The sequence below is a fragment of the Mycetocola tolaasinivorans genome, assembly GCF_003667565.1.
In the GTDB taxonomy this organism is placed as follows: domain Bacteria; phylum Actinomycetota; class Actinomycetes; order Actinomycetales; family Microbacteriaceae; genus Mycetocola; species Mycetocola tolaasinivorans.
Genome location: NZ_RCUX01000013.1, coordinates 1 through 16,757 on the forward strand (window position 1 = coordinate 1; position 16,757 = coordinate 16,757).

General features: G+C 63.9%; 22 protein-coding genes and 1 tRNA gene. 3 read left to right on the plus strand and 20 right to left on the minus strand.

Annotated elements, in window-relative coordinates:
- Positions 1-193 precede the first annotated feature (193 nt).
- From D9V32_RS14045 to D9V32_RS14115, 13 genes are all read right to left on the minus strand, one after another.
- A complete protein-coding gene (locus D9V32_RS14045; RefSeq protein WP_121649549.1) occupies positions 194-400 on the minus strand; it encodes a hypothetical protein in 207 nt (68 codons plus the stop codon).
- Positions 393-776, minus strand: a complete 384-nt coding sequence (locus D9V32_RS14050; protein WP_121649550.1) for a hypothetical protein — start codon at positions 774-776, stop codon at positions 393-395. The genes D9V32_RS14045 and D9V32_RS14050 overlap by 8 nt, the downstream gene beginning before the upstream one ends.
- Entirely contained in the window at positions 773-1,120 is a 348-nt protein-coding gene (locus D9V32_RS14055) for a hypothetical protein (protein WP_121649551.1), read from the minus strand. Before D9V32_RS14055 ends, D9V32_RS14050 begins: the two co-directional genes overlap by 4 nt.
- 195 nt (positions 1,121-1,315) lie before the next feature.
- Positions 1,316-1,810 (minus strand): single-stranded DNA-binding protein, encoded by a 495-nt coding sequence (locus D9V32_RS14060; protein ID WP_121649552.1) that lies wholly within the window; start codon positions 1,808-1,810, stop codon positions 1,316-1,318.
- The gene (locus D9V32_RS14065; RefSeq protein ID WP_121649553.1) at positions 1,810-1,992 is read right to left on the minus strand and encodes a hypothetical protein; all 183 of its coding nucleotides are present in this window, start codon (positions 1,990-1,992) and stop codon (positions 1,810-1,812) included. The genes D9V32_RS14060 and D9V32_RS14065 overlap by 1 nt, the downstream gene beginning before the upstream one ends.
- 527 nt (positions 1,993-2,519) lie before the next feature.
- Positions 2,520-3,170 (minus strand): hypothetical protein, encoded by a 651-nt coding sequence (locus D9V32_RS14080; protein ID WP_121649556.1) that lies wholly within the window; start codon positions 3,168-3,170, stop codon positions 2,520-2,522.
- Between the two features lie 715 nt (positions 3,171-3,885).
- Positions 3,886-4,293 (minus strand): hypothetical protein, encoded by a 408-nt coding sequence (locus D9V32_RS14085; protein WP_121649557.1) that lies wholly within the window; start codon positions 4,291-4,293, stop codon positions 3,886-3,888.
- A 293-nt stretch (positions 4,294-4,586) separates the two neighbouring features.
- Positions 4,587-5,294, minus strand: coding sequence for a hypothetical protein (locus D9V32_RS14090; RefSeq protein ID WP_121649558.1), 708 nt, complete (start codon positions 5,292-5,294; stop codon positions 4,587-4,589).
- A 62-nt stretch (positions 5,295-5,356) separates the two neighbouring features.
- The gene (locus tag D9V32_RS14095; protein WP_245982342.1) at positions 5,357-6,064 is read right to left on the minus strand and encodes a hypothetical protein; all 708 of its coding nucleotides are present in this window, start codon (positions 6,062-6,064) and stop codon (positions 5,357-5,359) included.
- Between the two features lie 131 nt (positions 6,065-6,195).
- Positions 6,196-6,636, minus strand: coding sequence for a hypothetical protein (locus tag D9V32_RS14100; protein ID WP_121649560.1), 441 nt, complete (start codon positions 6,634-6,636; stop codon positions 6,196-6,198).
- A gap of 1 nt (position 6,637) precedes the next feature.
- On the minus strand, positions 6,638-7,285 hold the full coding sequence (locus D9V32_RS14105) for a hypothetical protein (protein ID WP_121649561.1): 648 nt from the start codon (positions 7,283-7,285) through the stop codon (positions 6,638-6,640).
- Positions 7,286-7,704: 419 nt separating this feature from the next.
- Entirely contained in the window at positions 7,705-7,884 is a 180-nt protein-coding gene (locus D9V32_RS14110; protein WP_220700718.1) for a helix-turn-helix transcriptional regulator, read from the minus strand.
- The gene (locus D9V32_RS14115; protein WP_121649562.1) at positions 7,881-8,120 is read right to left on the minus strand and encodes a helix-turn-helix domain-containing protein; all 240 of its coding nucleotides are present in this window, start codon (positions 8,118-8,120) and stop codon (positions 7,881-7,883) included. The genes D9V32_RS14110 and D9V32_RS14115 overlap by 4 nt, the downstream gene beginning before the upstream one ends.
- A gap of 77 nt (positions 8,121-8,197) precedes the next feature.
- Here D9V32_RS14115 and D9V32_RS14120 point away from each other — a divergent pair, with 77 nt between their 5' ends.
- The 3 genes from D9V32_RS14120 to D9V32_RS14130 are packed head-to-tail and all read left to right on the plus strand — an operon-like array spanning position 8,198 to position 10,204.
- On the plus strand, positions 8,198-8,683 hold the full coding sequence (locus D9V32_RS14120) for a helix-turn-helix domain-containing protein (RefSeq protein WP_121649563.1): 486 nt from the start codon (positions 8,198-8,200) through the stop codon (positions 8,681-8,683).
- A gap of 1 nt (position 8,684) precedes the next feature.
- Entirely contained in the window at positions 8,685-9,053 is a 369-nt protein-coding gene (locus D9V32_RS14125; RefSeq protein ID WP_121649564.1) for an ImmA/IrrE family metallo-endopeptidase, read from the plus strand.
- Positions 9,035-10,204, plus strand: a complete 1,170-nt coding sequence (locus D9V32_RS14130) for a tyrosine-type recombinase/integrase (RefSeq protein ID WP_121649565.1) — start codon at positions 9,035-9,037, stop codon at positions 10,202-10,204. The genes D9V32_RS14125 and D9V32_RS14130 overlap by 19 nt, the downstream gene beginning before the upstream one ends.
- A 71-nt stretch (positions 10,205-10,275) precedes the next feature.
- Here D9V32_RS14130 and D9V32_RS14135 read toward each other — a convergent pair.
- The 7 genes from D9V32_RS14135 to D9V32_RS14165 form a co-directional block, all read right to left on the minus strand.
- Positions 10,276-10,348 (minus strand) — tRNA-Leu (locus D9V32_RS14135).
- Positions 10,349-10,429: 81 nt separating this feature from the next.
- Positions 10,430-11,860, minus strand: a complete 1,431-nt coding sequence (locus D9V32_RS14140) for an NAD(P)/FAD-dependent oxidoreductase (RefSeq protein ID WP_121649566.1) — start codon at positions 11,858-11,860, stop codon at positions 10,430-10,432.
- Positions 11,861-12,111: 251 nt separating this feature from the next.
- The gene (locus D9V32_RS14145) at positions 12,112-12,630 is read right to left on the minus strand and encodes a DUF501 domain-containing protein (protein ID WP_121649567.1); all 519 of its coding nucleotides are present in this window, start codon (positions 12,628-12,630) and stop codon (positions 12,112-12,114) included.
- 44 nt (positions 12,631-12,674) lie between these two features.
- Positions 12,675-13,130 (minus strand): FtsB family cell division protein, encoded by a 456-nt coding sequence (locus D9V32_RS14150; protein ID WP_121649568.1) that lies wholly within the window; start codon positions 13,128-13,130, stop codon positions 12,675-12,677.
- Positions 13,131-13,338: 208 nt separating this feature from the next.
- Positions 13,339-14,619, minus strand: a complete 1,281-nt coding sequence (gene eno, locus D9V32_RS14155; protein ID WP_121649569.1) for a phosphopyruvate hydratase — start codon at positions 14,617-14,619, stop codon at positions 13,339-13,341.
- A 43-nt stretch (positions 14,620-14,662) separates the two neighbouring features.
- Positions 14,663-15,946: a histidine--tRNA ligase gene (gene hisS, locus D9V32_RS14160; RefSeq protein ID WP_121649570.1), complete on the minus strand. Its 1,284-nt coding sequence runs from the start codon at positions 15,944-15,946 to the stop codon at positions 14,663-14,665.
- 81 nt (positions 15,947-16,027) lie between these two features.
- Positions 16,028-16,747 (minus strand): MazG nucleotide pyrophosphohydrolase domain-containing protein, encoded by a 720-nt coding sequence (locus D9V32_RS14165; RefSeq protein WP_183086333.1) that lies wholly within the window; start codon positions 16,745-16,747, stop codon positions 16,028-16,030.
- Positions 16,748-16,757 lie beyond the last annotated feature (10 nt).

The window sequence follows — 16,757 nt, forward strand, 5'->3', positions numbered from 1 at the left end:
CATGCGGCTCGTGAGCGTTTCAATCATGGTGGCGTCAGCCTCACCCAGATGCCGGGCATCATTACCGTGCCGATGGCGAGCTTCGGCGATTAGCTTCCGCACGTCCGTCCGGTCATCCCACCCAGACACGACAGCACACGAACCCTCATGCCCCGCCAGGCCAGAACACGACCCACGACCACAAAACACGATGTCACTCACCAGGTGCCTCCTTCCAGTTGGTGCCGAGCGGCCACATCAGGGCCGTGCCCGTGCCGTCGGTGAAGTTGATCTCGGCGACCAGCATGTCTTTCGTGGTGTGCAGCATTCCCGACTTGACCACGCGCCCGTCAGGGGCGACCGCGCCCGCCTTGAGCGCGGACGGCGGCAGAATCGCGATAACCGTCTGCGCGCTACTCACTGGGAACCTCCTCGACTGCGTCGCTCTGCACCTTGGCGAACCATGCGTCATAGATCGCGAAGAACTCCTCGACGTCCAACTCCTCGCCCATGCTCGCAGCAACCGCAACCGCTCCGACCTGAGCAAGCGAACGCATGTCGCCCGCATCCAAATTGCCTCTCGGCGAGCGGGGTTTCTTGAACCGCTCGAGATACGTGGTGGTCCGCCATGGGACCGCCCAAAGGTGCGGCGCATCCTCGCTGCCGCTGCTGATCGTTTCGACCATCTCGGCATTGAGCGCGTTTGCATACTCGACGGCTTCGCGCATCGTGTCGAACTCCGCGATATCGTCGGGGCCCTCGGTATTCACGATGAACGGCTTCCAGTTCGTGCTCATGGTGTTGTGTCTCCTTCTCCAACTGCGGCGAGCGCGGTGGCGTTTGGTGTGGTGAGTGTGTGGGTGAGGCCGCGTATGGCGGCGAGGACGGTGGTGGGGGTGATGCCGGCGCGGGTGGTGGTGGCGAGCAGATCTTCTACTGCGACGGTGATGAGTTCGGTTTCGAACTCGGACGGTCCTGCGGTCGCCGGCGGTTCTTCGCGGGTGAGGATGCTGTGAAGTGTGCGAGCGAGCTCCACATACGTGGCACGCTCCCGATCCTTCGCATCCGCCCACCGCGACCCGTCCACCTCGTACAGATGCTGAGCAGCAGCCACCAGACGGTCATACAGCGTCCCGGGCACTATCGGTCACCCCCTCAGAGGCAGACAGGCGGCGCGGCCGAGACACCGGGCTACACGACGGGCACGGCATCGCCGACACCCCATACGGCGTCCGGCACCGTGCACACCCCCGAGGGGCCGGCTTATCCCGAGGCTGCGTCTCCGGAGCCCACGGCCCCGACGTAACACCCATGTTCGGACCCAGCACGCCGGCCATCAGAACGGAGCCCCATCAGCACCAGCCAGATACGACCCATCCTGCGCGCCGCCATTGAACGACGGTGCAGCACTCGCCCACGGCTCATCCGACACCGCACCCTGCGGAGAGCGAGCCCCGCCGCCGGAGGACTGTGCACGGCTGACCTGAGCCGTCGCATACCGCAGCGACGGACCAATCTCGTCAACCTCAAGTTCAATCGAGGTGCGCTTCTCACCGTCCTTCGTCTCAAAGGACCGCTGCTTGAGCCGACCAGTCGCAATCACCCGCGACCCCTTGGCCAGCGACGCCGCCACATGCTCAGCGAACTCGCGCCAGACAGACGCCCGCAGAAACAGGCCCTCGCCGTCCTTCCACTCATTCGACTGCCGGTCAAAATTCCGAGGCGTCGACGCGATAGTGAAGTTCGCCACGGCGTCGCCCTTCTGGGTGTACCGCAACTCCGGATCCGAAGTGAGATTCCCCACCACCGTGATAACCGTCTCCCCAGCCACTACTCGCCCACCCCCGACCACGACACCGAAACCTGAGCCGACGCCACAATCTCGGCGAGCGCCGCCAAATCCTCCACCGACACCGCATACCCCTCACGCATGAGCTGCTCCACAACCGCGGACGTTTCGATCTTCACAACCTTGCGCACAGCCGCGTGCGCAGCCTTCACAGTGATAGCCATTACAGGCCCCTCTCAGCCGCCACACGGGCAGCATCAATCTGATTTTGAGTAAAAAGAAAGCCGACCGGGACAGCCCGGACGGCACGAGTTTTAGCGTCGAGAATACGTTTCTCTTCGCCCTTGAAATTCACAGACCTCTCAGCCACCACAGCCACCGGATCCCGAGACTGCAGAAACAGCTCAAGCTCCCGATCCGCGGCCGTGGCCTCCCACGGCCCCACATACGGCCACGGGCAAACAGTCGGGCCGATCACGACGCCCTCGCCAAACGCGGCCCCTCAGGATGACGGCCACACTGGCACGCACCAAGCACGCGACGATGACACTCCGCACTGCCACACTCGCCCCTGACCCCGGCCACCGGGCTACACGTGAGCGCCCGATGATCCAGCAGCACAGCCACGGCAGGCGTCCCCTCGTGCATCATCGGCAGAGTCAGAGCAGGCACGACACCCACCGGCGCCCACACCGTTACCCGGATATCCTCGAGCGGCTTTTCGTCCCTCATGAGCAGATACGTAAACCGCTCATCCATGACTCACCCCCTCGTCCTCGAACCGAGGTGCGGAAGCGTTCTTGAGCTGCTTCTGGGTCCACACCTTGTGTCTCTGACGTGCAGTGCCGCAAGGTCCGCAAGGTTGGAAAGTCCCGAGCGTTTCTTCGTGATCCGGACAGAACATGGAAGGTCCCAGAGATTCGCGAGCGGCTCCGGAATGGTCCTCCTCTCCGGCCCACGCCTGCCCGCTCTCCTGCTCCCACTCTCGCTCCCACTCTCTCCCTCTCTCTTCCTCCACTACCGCGAGCGGCTCGCGAATCGCTCCGGAGCCATTCGCGAGGGAATCCTGAGCAGGAGGATCGGGGATCTTTGACGCGCTCGGCCGGTCCACCCTGGCCATTTCCGTCAGCGCAAGATACGTCCGCTTCCCGACCGCGTACAGCGTCAGGTAACCGATCTCGGCCAGCAGCAGAAGATGCTCGTCCACCAGGTCCTCGGTCATGTCGCGATCCAGCGCCCACAGATCCGCCTTCAAGAGAGCTGCCGTCGCCGAGGCGCGGCCGTGATCGTCCACGTACAGGTGCAGGCCGATTGCCGTCAACCTCACCTTCGGGTCCAGCGTCGCGAGATCCTCGTCCCGGAACAGGTCCGGTTTGATGTACCTCTGTCGATTCATGGCCATTTCGTGCAATCCCTCTAAAAATCAGGTCGAGCGCACGGCGCACCTGAGCAGCCGTCACGCGGAAACATTCGGTAAACCCCCGACCATGCGGGAGCACGCCGAGGCTGTCCTCGGCCGTCAGAAAAGCGCGCTCGAACTCGGCGCGCAGCTCGGCCAACGCGGCGCGCTCGTCGCCACCAGCGCGGCCACGCATCAGCACCAGCACCTCGCCACCAGTGCGCTGCAGCATCCGAAGCCGCGACATCTTCCACGCCCGGCCCACCTTGAGCACCCTGCGGCGCGGCCAGTACACCGCGTACAGCATCGCGTGAGTCGGAATCGTCGTCATCGCGGAAATCTCCTTCTAATCGTCGGGCGGCCGCAGCCGCGGTGATCTCGCGGTAATTGCCGAGATCGTCGTAAAGCACCCAGATCAGGTGCATGCCCACCTTCCGGCGGGCGGGCCACTCGGCCGGGTCTTGCCAGCGCGATACCGCATACCCATCGGCGAGCGCGTCGGCCGGGTTATTGGTCTTCCAGCCGTGGCAGCCGGTCGTGCCGGTGCCGCACAGCCCCTGCAGATTGCTGGGGCGTGTGTTCCCGGACTGTCGGTTTTGTCGGTGGTCCATGGTTACGCCGTAGATGCCGCACCGAACACAGCGGGGGTCACGGGCTGCGGCGAGCGCGTACGCGTTGGATTGCTGGGCTTTGGTGGGTTTGGGTGTTTTGGGGCCAATCACAGGCGGTCGAGCGCAGTGGCGATTTCGGCCGCGTAGAACCGTTTGAGGTCGTCGGAGATCTGCCGATCTTCCAGGGCCGTGGTCCAAACCTCGGTGAACAGTGGCCACCAGCAGTCATCGAGCGAGAGGCAGATCAAGCCGAGGGGGCCGGAGCCCATGAGCTCCACCTCACCCAGCATGATGACCGGCTGCACACGCCACCGATCCACCAAGTCAGCGACCGCAGCGAGATGAGCGCGCAGCACATCCTCATCCCACACCTTCCCGTCAGCCGCCTGCATGTAGATGTGCAGGCGAATCCGGTACGGGTCAACGTTGATATCGGAAAACTGCGGGAACCTCTCAGTGAGGATCGCCGCCGCCAGCAGCCGGTCAGGGATGCTCAGCGTCACACGCTGCGTCATGATCAGAAAACCTTTCGGTCAAGTGCAGACGCCACGACACCGCGAGGCCCGCAAAAACAAGAAGAATCGACAGGCCACCAACAGCCTGCTGAACGAAAAACGCGAGAAACGCCGCCACATACAGCGCGACAATCCACACCCTCACCGGGAAAGCCCCATCAGCAACAACAGCGCGAGAAGCACCACGTACCCCACCGCACCAGCAGCCAACGCGATATACGTGCCGCGCTCGCTCTTAGGTAACAGCGGCTCATGCGAATGCGGGACCTCCCGGGCGCGACGCGGCCGCGGGCTCATGCCGCAACCTCGCTCGCCTCAGGCCACAGTGCTTGCATCAACAGCGCCTCCGCATACGGATGCGAAGCCTCGCCCACCCGGATGTACACCTTCCGGGCCGAGCCGTTCTTTCGCCCTTCGATAGCGAGCGTGTCATTCCGGCGCCGGGCAAGCTTTTGCGCCGCGATCATCCGCCGCGCCGCAACCTGCGACACCTGAGCGCGCACACCCCGGGCCGCAGCATCCAGATCACCCTCTACCGGCGGATACTCACCACGGACCAACTCCGTCTCGAGCACCACCCGGCCACGCGAAGCCTCCGAGGGGGTAACAGCCAGCTGCAGCGTCCCCGGTGCCAGGTCAACGCCTGGCGTGTACGCGGCCACGATATCCGAGCGCCCCACGATGTGCTTGTGGACGGTGCGACGGAAGTAGTTGGCGTTCTGCAGCACCCACAGCACGGCCTCGCGCGGCACCACAAACCCCGCCGACGCCGCGGACACAGTCTCTGGGGTCAGGACCGTGACCGGCACACGCAGCCGATGGACCGCGAAAGGGTCGGCCGCGACCATCACAAGGTCATCGCCCTGCAACCGCCACAGCGCACCCCGCATCACCGGAGCCGCCTCGCTACTCTCAATCGCCGCCACCATCGCAGCCGCCGCCCACCGGGCAGCACCAGCCTCAATCGTGAAACGGACGATGCTATCCTTCTTGTGATTCATGAACCTGTCCTTTCAGGCGCGGGCACCTCGCTGTAACGAGGTGCCCGCTTTTACATTGAGAATTACCGCAGCAGCAGGTTGGGCTGCAGGAGCGCTTCGGCATACACATCACCGACGCCGTTGGAACGAAACGACAGCAGCACCACACCAGGCTTGGACGTAGCTTCGGATTTAGTGGACCGCAGGCGCGGCTCATCCGTGGGACTCTGCGCGAGCTTCCCCACGTCAGTCATGAACTTCGTTTTCAGCACGAACTCGCTGGGATAAAACTCGGCCTTGCGCGCATCCTCAATCAGACGCAAAACAGGCGGGAAGTTCCCCCGCACTGCCGCTTCGCTGCGCGAGAGCGAACCGCCAGGCTCCGGCGACATCACGGTGAAGCCAATGGTTCCCGCATCAGTGGGCGAGTCCGGCGAAGGCGACGTGAACGAAACCACAACGGGAGCCGTCGCGGATGGTGCCGGTGAGACGGGAGCACGATTCCGATACAAACGCTCAAAGGTCGTGGCGTTTTTCTGCAGCCAGATCATGAGCTCCCGGCTTGCGAGGAAAGAGACAGGCTCACCTACATAATCCACAGGGACCACTGCGGTATGCACGCGATACCGATCGGTCGCTACCAGGCGAAGCTCACCCGGCTCGAGCATCCACTGAACGGTGCAGATCACCGGAGTAATATCGTCGCTAGACGCCGCCGCGACGACACCGGCGACCATCTGCTTTATCCGAGGAGCGGACACGGTGATACTGATAGGCTTTTTCTTAGTCAAAGGAATACCTTTCTGGTTGAACGCCCCGTTGCAGCGGGGCGTTTTCTTTTACGCATACGCGCAGTGACAGCCGGGGACTCGAAACCCCGGGGCAGGGCAAAACCCCGCCGAACCAACTTCCTGCCCAACAGCTAGTGCGACGCCCGAAGCATCGCGAGGTTAGAAGACACCGCGCAAAAGTCCGGCGACGCACCCACAGCCTCGGGATACGACGGGATCTCGCGCGGATACCCCGGCGGCCCAACAAGCCCCGCCTTGAACACATCCGCGAACGCCGCGTTATATCGCGCCGCCACATTCCGATACGTCGCCGCATACGCCAACGCCGGAGACTCGACCAACGTCGGCGACCCGGCACCAGACGCTGCCGACTGCGCCAAGCACGCGTTGTCAGCAGTGACCGACAGCGACTGCCAATTCTCGATAATCACCGCGTACTGCTTCGACACGTTGTCCGGCCCCACGGTGTCCAGAGCCTTCTGCCCCCACCGGCCGCCGAACGCTAGAAGCGCCAACACCACCAGCACCGCAATGACCAGGCCCAGCAGCCACCAAACAGATCGACGGCTCACGCTACTTACCTGCGAGCTCGTCAAGGACCCGCTGCGCGCCCGCCTGATCGCCAGCCTTCAACAGCTCCTCGGCCCGCGCCGTAGCGGCACCGGCCGGGGCAACCTGCGCGACGCTCAGCGTCTGCCGCTGGAACTCCGTGAGCGCCGTTGTGCAGAACGTCGGAAGGTCCGTGAAATCGACGTACTGGCCCCCCGGCGTGAAACCATAACGGTACGGAGGCGGCGAGCCGTGATACATCCCGTCAACCGACTGGTTCTCCACCGCCGCCGGTGCATAATTCGACCCGAACTTCTCAATACGCGAGCCCGGGAAAAAGGACACCGACGAGGACGTAAGCTTGCCCGCGATGGGCACAGTAAAGATCGGAGCCGAATCGGACGCCGGATACACCGTGCACCAGATAATCGACGCCGGATCGTCGTAGACGTCTTCCTGCGCTCGGATGTAGTTCTGGTACTCGGCATCGCCGGTGACCTTCGGGGCCGTACGCCCGTTGAACTGCGTTTCGGAAACCGCGAGCTGCTTGCCACGGTCATCCTGGGAATCAAACGACGAACACCCCGCGAGGGCAAACAGCAGGATGAACGCCGCAGCCAACGCCACGGCAACCGCTGCCACACGCGTGGCAGCAAAGGTATATCTCTTCATATCTCTCCTTGTGAATAGGTGCGATGTGCACCCGCGACGTTTCGGGGTTCGATCCCGACAAAGCCCCGGGCAAACTTCTGCCCCTGAGGAACGCCTTCACCGCGCCAACCCGGTATCTCCGGGGACACGGCCGCCGCCAAGTCGTCGCATCACTTCGGTGCGACCGGTACGGCCTTTTCATCTGGCGTAGCGTCCAACGCAAATCGGCCAGGCATCCCCGCGCCTCTTCGGCCTGGGGGTATGGGACTCTGTTGAGTTACAAACGTGCTTTCGCGTCTCCGACCGCCGCCCGTACCCCGGGCAGCTTTGGAAGGCGGCCGCGCCGTTCGGGCGCGACAAATACCCCCTTCTCAGGGGTGGCTTTGAAATGGACCGGTTCAGCCGGTCAGGCTAGGCCGCACACAGAGGCGGCCAGGAAGCTAGGCTGCGGGCTTCCACTCAACGAGGAAGGCTTCCACGACGCGGGCGTTGTATCGGACCATCTTTCCGAACTTCACCGCTTGGGGGCCTTTTTCGAGGTTGCGCCAGTTGATCAAAGTTTGAACGGCGACGCCCAGTTTTTCGGCGACCTCTTTGGTGGTCAAAAACTCATCCATCATCCAGCCTTCCGGGACTGTACAACTGGCTGCAGCAGTTCCGATACGGTGGTCGAGAAGTGCTCGGCGATCAGCACCAGCTCATCGATCGACCAGGAGCTCAGCCCGTACAGCCGACGCTTGATGGTGGACTCCGAAATAAGCGTGGCCTCGGCGAGCGCGGCGATGCTTTCTCGGTTTACTGCGATGTGCGCTCGGATCGACTGTGATGCTGCGCTACTGGGGTTGGAGTAGTTCATGTGAACTAAAGTAGTTAGAACCAACTACTTAAGCAAGTCCATAGACAACAAAGTTCAAAAGTGGCATACTTTAGTTCATGACGAACTACGTTGTTAGTGACCTGACCCGCAAAATAGCCGCGATCCTACGCGGACACATGGCTCAGTACGGAATCACGCAGGCTGAACTCGGTGAGGCCATCGGAGTCTCCCAGTCGCAGCTGTCAAAGCTGGTCCGTGGGGTTCGCCCCATCGAGCTCGAGCAGTTCGTCGGCATGTGCGAATCGATGGGCCTGGACGCCGGCGCAATCCTGCAAGAGGCCGAAGCTTTCCTCGCCGACTACGACGTCGACCCAATCGCAAAGATCGTCTATGTCGAAGACGGAAAGCTCCTCCCGACACCGCACCACCTCAACGAGCGCAACCTCGCCCCCGTCGTCGCGCCACTCCGCACACGCGCCGGCAATGTCACACCCATACGGCAAGCTATCGACACCCCCGACCTCATGACCGTCGACCTCGACCACGAGGTAAAGGCCGCCAGCCAAGACGACGGAGGAAGCCCCGAGTACCCGAACGGATAGCATGTACGACCCCCACGCACACGCAACAGACATGGGGGTGAAGATCGTACACCGCCCCATCGGCAAAGAAACCGGACTCTGGGTCCCCCGATACAACGCAATCTTCCTCCGCCCAGGAATGACCGCACGCCACGAGCGATCGGTGCTCGCCCACGAGGTCGCACACGCCACGCTCAAGCATTCAGCCACCAGCCGCCGCGAAGAAGCCGCCGCCGACCAACTAGCGGCCTACAAGCTCATCGACCACGACCGCCTCGTATCCGCATTCAAGTGGAGCCGCCACATCCCCGAAGTTGCCCTAGAACTCTGGGTGACCGACCACATCCTTCGCACATATCTGAGGAGCCCGAAATGGCAAGACCACCCCTAGAGCTTGAGACGTGGGGCAAGATCACCCGGTTCATCCGGGGAGACGGAAGCAACGCCGCGCGCGCCTACTACCGAGACTCCGACGGAGTGACCCGGCTTGTTACCCGAACAGGGAGCACGCCAGCCGCGGCCGAGCGCAACCTCATCTCAGCACTCAAAGCCCGCCAGGCGCCAACAGTTGCACTCAGCGCCGAGTCAACGGTCCGCGAAGTAGGTGACACCTGGTTCGCCCTCGCAAAACTAAAAGGGTACGCCAGCGGAACACTGAATACGTATGAAGGATCCTTGAGGAATCGAATCTATCCAAAGATTGGGCAGATACGGCTACGAGAGATGAGCGTGCTCCGGGTTGATGCGTTTCTCGCAGTAATCACATCGGACTATGGCCTCGGATCAGCACGCACCGCGCGTAACGTCCTCAACCACATCCTGCAATTTGCCGTGAGGAAAGAAGCGATCCTCCGGAACCCGATGAACAACGCCGAGCCAATCGCGACCACAAAAACAAAGGTTGAAGCGCTAACCCCAAGCGACGTGGCCGCGATCCGAAAAATCATGCACGATCACGATAACGGCGTGGACTCACGCGGCCGAGCCCGGACAACCGATTTGGGCGACATAACCGACATCTTCGCAGGCACGGGACTTCGCACCGCGGAACTGTTCGCCCTGAGGAAAAACGACATCCTCGCCAACCAGTACCCACTCGTCGTAGACGTGAACGGGACGATCAGCATCAACGATAATCGCAAGGTGTTCCGGCAGCCGTTCCCGAAAACGGAAGAAAGCAAGCGACTCCTATCCGCACCAGATTTTGTGCGCGACATCATCTTGCGCCGGATCTCGGATAGCCCAGTGGAGTATCTCTTCCCCTCCGCAAATGGGACAATCCGCTGGCCCAACAACCTTCGACGGTCATGGCGGGCCGCGCTCAGCGGCACTCAATACTCCGAAGTCACGCCAAAGTCATTCCGTAAAGCCGTCGCCACCCTCGTGGTTCACGAGCTCGGCATAGAAACCGCCCAGGCTCAGCTAGGCCACAAGCTCGGCTCGGACGTCACCTACAAGCACTATGTCGAACGGCTCCCAGTGGGACCTGCTGCGGCGGCCGTGCTCGACGCGTTCTTCGGCAAAACCATGACTAAACCATGACTCAGACGAATTGAGTCACCAGCCATAAACGAAAAAAGGCCCGGGATCGTGATGATCCCGGGCCTTCGCGGTACCCCCAGTCGGACTCGAACCGACACTGGAGCGATTTTAAGTCGCCTGTCTCTGCCATTGGACTATGGGGGCGGATGCGTTCTTACAGTGTAGGACGCACGGACGAGTTCAGGGGGCTCGATCTCGACGACCGAACCCCCTGAATCACATCAACTACTTGGCTGCAGCCTCGACCTTTTCGGCCTTGGCCGGCTTTTCAGCCTTCGCGGGCTTCTCGGCCTTGGGTGCCTCGGCCTTCGGTGCCTCCGGAGCAGCCTCAACCGGCGGCTTCGGGCGAGAAGCGAACTCCTCGAACGCGCGACGCGGGGTCAGCGTGGCCGACAGGCCGACGATGTCGCGACCGAGCCACACGTTGTGCCACCAGCCCCAGATGACGCGCCACTTGCGCTCCCAGGTCGGCATGGCCAGACCGTGGTATCCGCGGTGAGCGCCCCAGGCGAGGAAGCCCTTCATCGAGAACTTGCCCGACTGGAACACGCCGATGCCGATGCCGAGACCGGCAACCGCACCCATGTTCTTGTGGTTGTAATCCTTGGGGTTTTCGCCACGCAGAACCGCAACGAGGTTCTTCGCGAGGAGGCGACCCTGACGCACGGCGTGCTGAGCGTTGGGCACGCACATGCCGCCCACGCCGCCACCGGAGAGATCCGGAACGGCGGTGACGTCACCGGCACCCCAGGCGCCCTCGACCACGTTGTCCGCGGTACCGAGGCGCAGGTCGGGACGGGTGACCAGACGGCCACGGGCCTCGATCTCGAGGTCGGTGTTGCGCACGATCTGCGGGGTCGCCATCACACCGGCGGTCCAGATGATGAGGTCCGACTCGAACTTCGTGCCGTCCGACAGCTCGACGTTTCCGTCAACGCAGGACGAGAACTGGGTCTCGAGGTAAACCTTGGCACCACGCTCGGCGAGGTTCTTCAGCACCCAGTGGCTGGTCTCGAGCGACACCTCGGGCATGATGCGCGGGGCGGCCTCAACCAGGTTGAAGTGCACGTCGTCGAAGGTCAGCTCGGTGTACTGCGACAGCAGGTCCGACGCGAAGCTGCGCAGCTCGGCGAAGACCTCGATACCGGCGAATCCACCACCGACGACGGTGACGGTCAGGAGGCGGTCGCGCTCCGGGCCGGCCGGCATCTGGGCAGCGCGGTCAAAGTTGGTGAGCATGCGGTCGCGGATGGCGACGGCTTCCTCGATGGTCTTCAGACCGATGGCCTCATCGGCCACACCCGGAATCGGGAAGGTGCGCGAAACGGCACCGGCGGTGATGACGATCTGGTCGTACTCGAAGTCATACGCCTCGCCGATGGGCGGCTGAATGGTCGCCTTCTTCTCGGCGTGGTTGATGTAGGTGACCTTCGCGGTAACGATGTGGGTCTTCTTCAGGTGACGACGGTGAGCGACAACCGCGTGGCGCGGGTCAATCGAACCGGACGCAACCTCGGGGAGGAACGGCTGGTAGGTCATGTAGGGCAGCGGGTCGACCATGGTGACCTCTGCTTCCCCGGCCCGAAGGTGCTTTTCCAGCTTCCACGCGGTATAAAAACCCGCGTAGCCGCCGCCGACGATCAGAATTTTAGGCACTGTGAGATTTCTCCTGTAGCGAGGGGTGTTTGCAAATCGAGGCGTTCCGACACGGGGAGCGTCCGAGGGGGCTTGCGGCAGCAGCACTGGCACCAAGCATGTCTACGATAGCACTGACTACTCGTTTACCCTGCGTTCACGCGGGAAACGGGCGAATGTGCATGCGTTCAGACACTATTGTGCGGGGCGCTACCGCGGGCCATGCGTGGCGGGGAATTCGAGTGAGAATCCCCCACCGCGCGTGGCGCTAGCTAGTTTGCGGCCGAGTAGTCCGGGCACTCGCACACGGTGGGCGACCAGGTCGCACGCTCCAGGGCGAGGTCGCCGATCGGGTTCACACCCGGGCCCGCGGCCAGCGCGTGACCGGCGAGGGCGTGCAGGCACTTGACGCGCACGGGCATACCGCCGGCGGAGATTCCGTGAACTTCCGGGATGTCCTCAATGCTGTAGCGGTCAGCCAGGAAGGCCTCGTGTGCGGCGGCGTAGCGCTCACGCAGCTCCTCATCCTCGGCCAGGAGGTCGTTGTACTCGTTCATCACGTGCTCAGCCTCGAGCTGCGAGATCGCGGCGGTCGCGGCCGGGTGACACAGGTAGTAGAACGTGGGGAACGGGGTGCCGTCGCTCAGGCGCGGGGAGGTCGACACCACGGTCGGGGCACCGCACACGCAGCGGGCCGCGATTCCCACCACATCACGTGCCGGACGGCCAAGCTGGGCCGAGACGATGGCGATGTCTTCGTCGGTTACCGGGTCAAAGGGCGGGGTGGTCATGCGTTGAATCTCCTACGGGCGGGGGCGATGGCGCGGCGGCTCCGCTACTTTTTTGGTTCGTTCCCCACGGCAACCTTACCCAGACCTGCGCCCAGGAACGAACCGAGGAGGTTCTGGGACCAATCGGTATCCCCCGTGGTGACCTTGTCACTCACCGGATCGGGCTCGGTTCCGGCCACCGCCGGGTCGAGATCGTTACGCACCACATAGATGTTTTCACCGGGGTTCACGTAGTACAGACGATCGCGTGCCTGGGTCTCGATATACGTTTTGTCATTCCAGCGTTCGCGCTCGGCCGTGAGGTTCGCGACGTTCGCGCGGTCATCGTGCACGAGCTTCTGGTAGAGCGCGATCTGCTGACGCTGCTCAACGTAGATCTTGAGGTTCGGCGCGATGATCAGCACGCCCAGCGCGATCACGCCGAGCATAATGGCGGCAAACCCGGACAACCGAAGCCGACGCATCCATCCCGCACGTGCGGCGCTGCCCGTCTCGCTCATCCTGCGTTCCCTTCGCTGGTGTGGGAGAGAAGAAACCCTCCCGGTAAACGGAACTCCCGGCCCCGCATCCACGAGTGGATCAGGACCGGGAGCACCGGTGGTACTGCTCTCAGCTTACGGTCGGATCATCCAGAATCCCGGATGACCCTCCCGAAGCCATGAAGCTCTCAGATTCGGCCGTGAGCGGCCGCCTGCTGAGGTGAGGCGATTAGACCTTCAGACGCGGGAAGGCGGTGGCACCAGCGTAAACGGCGGCCGACTCCAGCTCCTCCTCGATGCGCAGCAGCTGGTTGTACTTGGCAACGCGCTCCGAACGAGCCGGCGCACCGGTCTTGATCTGGCCCGAGTTGGTGGCCACGGCCAGGTCGGCAATGGTGGTGTCTTCGGTCTCGCCCGAACGGTGCGACAGAATGGCGGTGTAACCGGCACGCTGAGCCATCGACACGGCATCCAGGGTCTCGGTCAGGGTACCGATCTGGTTGACCTTCACCAGCAGCGAGTTGGCGTCGCCGCGCTCGATGCCCTTGGCAAGGCGCTTGGGGTTGGTCACGAACAGGTCGTCACCGACGATCTGCACCTTGTTGCCGAGCTCGGCGGTGAGGATCGAGTAGCCTTCCCAGTCGTCCTCGTCCAGCGGGTCCTCGATGGTGGCCATCGGGTAGTTCGCGACCAGGTCGGCGTAGTAGGCGGTCATTTCGGCGGCCGAACGTGCCTTGCCCTCGAACTGGTAGGCACCCTCGCGGTAGAACTCGCTCGAGGCGACGTCGAGACCCAGGCTGATCTCCTTACCGGGGGTGAAGCCGGCCTTCTCGATCGCGGCGATCAGGAAGTCGAGAGCAGCGCGGTTGCTGGCGAGGTCGGGGGCGAAGCCACCCTCGTCGCCGAGGCCGGTGGCCAGGCCACTCGACTTGAGCTCGCCCTTCAGGACGTGGTAGATCTCGGTGCCCCAGCGCAGTGCGTCGGAGAAGGTAGCGGCACCCTGGGGAACCAGGAAGAACTCCTGGATGTCGACCGAGGTGTCGGCGTGCGAGCCACCGTTGATGACGTTCATCAGCGGAACGGGCAGAACGTGGGCGTTCGGGCCGCCGAGGTAGCGGTACAGGGGCAGGCCCGAGGCGTCGGCTGCGGCACGTGCCACGGCGAGGCTCACTCCGAGGATGGAGTTGGCGCCCACGCGCTTCTTGTTCTCGGTGCCGTCCACGGCGATCAGAGCTGCGTCGATGACGCGCTGGTCGTCTGCGGGCAGGCCCTCGATGGCCGGGCCGAGCTCCTCGATGACGGCGTTGACGGCGTTCAGCACACCCTTGCCACCGTAGCGAGCCTTGTCGCCGTCGCGAAGCTCATAGGCCTCGAAGGCGCCGGTGGAGGCGCCGGACGGCACCGCTGCGCGGGCGAAGGAGCCGTCGTCCAGGCCAACCTCGACCTCGACGGTCGGGTTTCCGCGCGAGTCCAGAATCTCGCGAGCGTTCACGAATTCAACAAGTGCCACGATGTTTTCTCCTTGATCAGGGTGTGTACTGCTAGTTTTCAGTCTATCCGGCCGACTCGGCGGTGCCGAGCGGTTTAACGTCCAGATCGGATGCCCGGGTGGTCTCCGCCGTCACGGTCGCATAGGCGGTGTAGCCCGCCTCTGCTGCCCGCTCCAGGAGCGCCCGGAAGTTCTTTGCACGTTTGTCCAACCGCACGCGAGTACCGGCCGCGGCGACCTCGTTCTTGAGCGCCACGAGTGCCGCGGGCTCCACGTTCCGGTCATAGATCAGAACGAGGGACTCCTCGGCATCCTCGGCGTTCGCCTCGATGAGGTCCACGATACGCTCGAAGCCGATCGAGAACCCGACCGCGGGCACATCCTGTCCGAGGAAGCGGCCGATCATGCCGTCATAGCGGCCGCCACCACCCAGCGCATAGCCGAAATCGGTGTGCTCGATCTCGAAGATTGCGCCGGTGTAGTAGCCCATGCCGCGCACGAGGAACGGGTCAAAGACCAGTTCGCCCTCGACGGAGGCACCGATCTGCGCGAGCTCGGCGATCACCTCGGGGTCGACGCCCTCGGGCAGACGCGCGGCGATGGCCTCGGCGGAGAACTCCCCCGCCGCCTGCTCGGTCTCGAGGAACGCGGCCAGCGCATCGATCGCGGGGGCGGTCACGCCACGCTCACGCAGCTCGGCGATCACGCCGGTGGCGGCGATCTTGTCGAGCTTGTCGATGGTGATGAGCACGCCGGAGAACTCCTCGGGGGTAAACCCGAAGGCCTCGAGCATGCCGGTGATCAGTCGGCGATCGTTGATGCGCACGCGGGTGCCGGTCACGCCGAGCTCACGCAGCACCTCGGTGGTCGCGCCGATCAGCTCGATCTCGGCCAGGATGCCGGCCTCGCCGATGATGTCGATGTCGGACTGCACAAACTGGCGGTAGCGGCCCTTCTGGGGCCGCTCGGCACGCCACACCGGTGCGATCTGCACCGAGCGGAAGACACTCGGCAGCTCGGCGCGGTGGGTCGCGTAGTAGCGGGCCAGCGGCACGGTGAGGTCAAAGCGCAGGCCGAGGTCGGTCAGGCTCGCGAGGTCATCGTTCTCGGCGGCCGCGCGCAGCTCGTCAGCGCCGATGCCGCGCTTGAGCACGCTGAACGAGATCTTCTCGTTGTCGCCGCCCAGGCCCGAATGCAGGCGATCGTAGTTTTCCAGCACCGGGGTTTCGATCTCATCGAATCCAAAACGACGGTAGACCCGGCGGATCACGGCGAGCGCGTGCTCGCGACGTGCCTTCTCGGCGGGCAGGAAATCGCGCATGCCGCGCGGTGCACTAACTGTTGCCATGCTCCCATTTTGGCATGAGTAAGCATCGGAACGAGCCCCCGCGGCCGAGGGTCGCACGCCCGTTCACACGGTCCAGCGCGATTATCCCTCCGCGGCGCGCTCGGTGGCGTGGGTGCGCAGTGCCGACTCGGCGTCGAGCCCCAGCTCCTGCGCGCGCGCGGCGAGGGCAAAGAGGTGGGCACCGAGGCTTCGCTCATCGGCGAAAATCTCCTCCGGGAGCGGTGCGGCATCGGCGGCGACGGGGGTGCTACCCGAGCGTGCGAGCCGCGTGGCGACCTTCTGGGCGCGGGCGAGGGCCGGGAGCGTCGGGGCGATGCCGTCCAGAATCCCGGTGCGCTCGGCCTTTTCGGCGGCCTTTGCCGCGCCCCAGACGCGCAGCACCTCGTCCACGTTCGCGGCACCATCCGGGCCGAACACGTGCGGGTGGCGACGCACCATCTTTTCCCGGGCGTCCCGCACCACGTCGGCGAGGTCAAACCCCGCATTCGCATCACCCGCGGCAATCTCGGCGTGGAAGACGATCTGCAGCAGCACGTCGCCGAGCTCCTCGCGCACGTGGGCGGGGTCGCCCTCATCGAGCGCCTCGAGCAGCTCATGGGTTTCCTCGAGCAGGTAGCGGCGCAGACCCTCGTGGGTCATCGCCTCGGTCCAGACGCAGCGCAGGCGCGTCTGGTGCATGGCGGCGGCGTAGGCGGCGAGCTCCGCACCGGCCCGCGCATAGCTCTCGGCCTCCGGGAAGTCTGCGGCGGGGATCACCGCGAGCGCGGCAACGCGGTCGTTGGGGCTGTCGGGAGCGGACATCGGGGCCTCC

Excerpts from the sequence above, each read along its gene's own strand:
- D9V32_RS14050 (WP_121649550.1), bottom strand. The coding sequence starts at position 776 with ATGAGCACGAACTGGAAGCCGTTCATCGTGAATACCGAGGGCCCCGAC.
- D9V32_RS14065 (WP_121649553.1), bottom strand. The coding sequence starts at position 1,992 with ATGGCTATCACTGTGAAGGCTGCGCACGCGGCTGTGCGCAAGGTTGTG.
- D9V32_RS14080 (WP_121649556.1), bottom strand. The coding sequence starts at position 3,170 with ATGGCCATGAATCGACAGAGGTACATCAAACCGGACCTGTTCCGGGAC.
- D9V32_RS14085 (WP_121649557.1), bottom strand. The coding sequence starts at position 4,293 with ATGACGCAGCGTGTGACGCTGAGCATCCCTGACCGGCTGCTGGCGGCG.
- D9V32_RS14090 (WP_121649558.1), bottom strand. The coding sequence starts at position 5,294 with ATGAATCACAAGAAGGATAGCATCGTCCGTTTCACGATTGAGGCTGGT.
- D9V32_RS14105 (WP_121649561.1), bottom strand. The coding sequence starts at position 7,285 with ATGAAGAGATATACCTTTGCTGCCACGCGTGTGGCAGCGGTTGCCGTG.
- D9V32_RS14110 (WP_220700718.1), bottom strand. The coding sequence starts at position 7,884 with ATGATGGATGAGTTTTTGACCACCAAAGAGGTCGCCGAAAAACTGGGC.
- D9V32_RS14115 (WP_121649562.1), bottom strand. The coding sequence starts at position 8,120 with ATGAACTACTCCAACCCCAGTAGCGCAGCATCACAGTCGATCCGAGCG.
- D9V32_RS14120 (WP_121649563.1), top strand. The coding sequence starts at position 8,198 with ATGACGAACTACGTTGTTAGTGACCTGACCCGCAAAATAGCCGCGATC.
- D9V32_RS14125 (WP_121649564.1), top strand. The coding sequence starts at position 8,685 with ATGTACGACCCCCACGCACACGCAACAGACATGGGGGTGAAGATCGTA.
- D9V32_RS14130 (WP_121649565.1), top strand. The coding sequence starts at position 9,035 with ATGGCAAGACCACCCCTAGAGCTTGAGACGTGGGGCAAGATCACCCGG.
- D9V32_RS14145 (WP_121649567.1), bottom strand. The coding sequence starts at position 12,630 with ATGACCACCCCGCCCTTTGACCCGGTAACCGACGAAGACATCGCCATC.
- D9V32_RS14150 (WP_121649568.1), bottom strand. The coding sequence starts at position 13,130 with ATGAGCGAGACGGGCAGCGCCGCACGTGCGGGATGGATGCGTCGGCTT.
- hisS (WP_121649570.1), bottom strand. The coding sequence starts at position 15,946 with ATGGCAACAGTTAGTGCACCGCGCGGCATGCGCGATTTCCTGCCCGCC.
- D9V32_RS14165 (WP_183086333.1), bottom strand. The coding sequence starts at position 16,747 with ATGTCCGCTCCCGACAGCCCCAACGACCGCGTTGCCGCGCTCGCGGTG.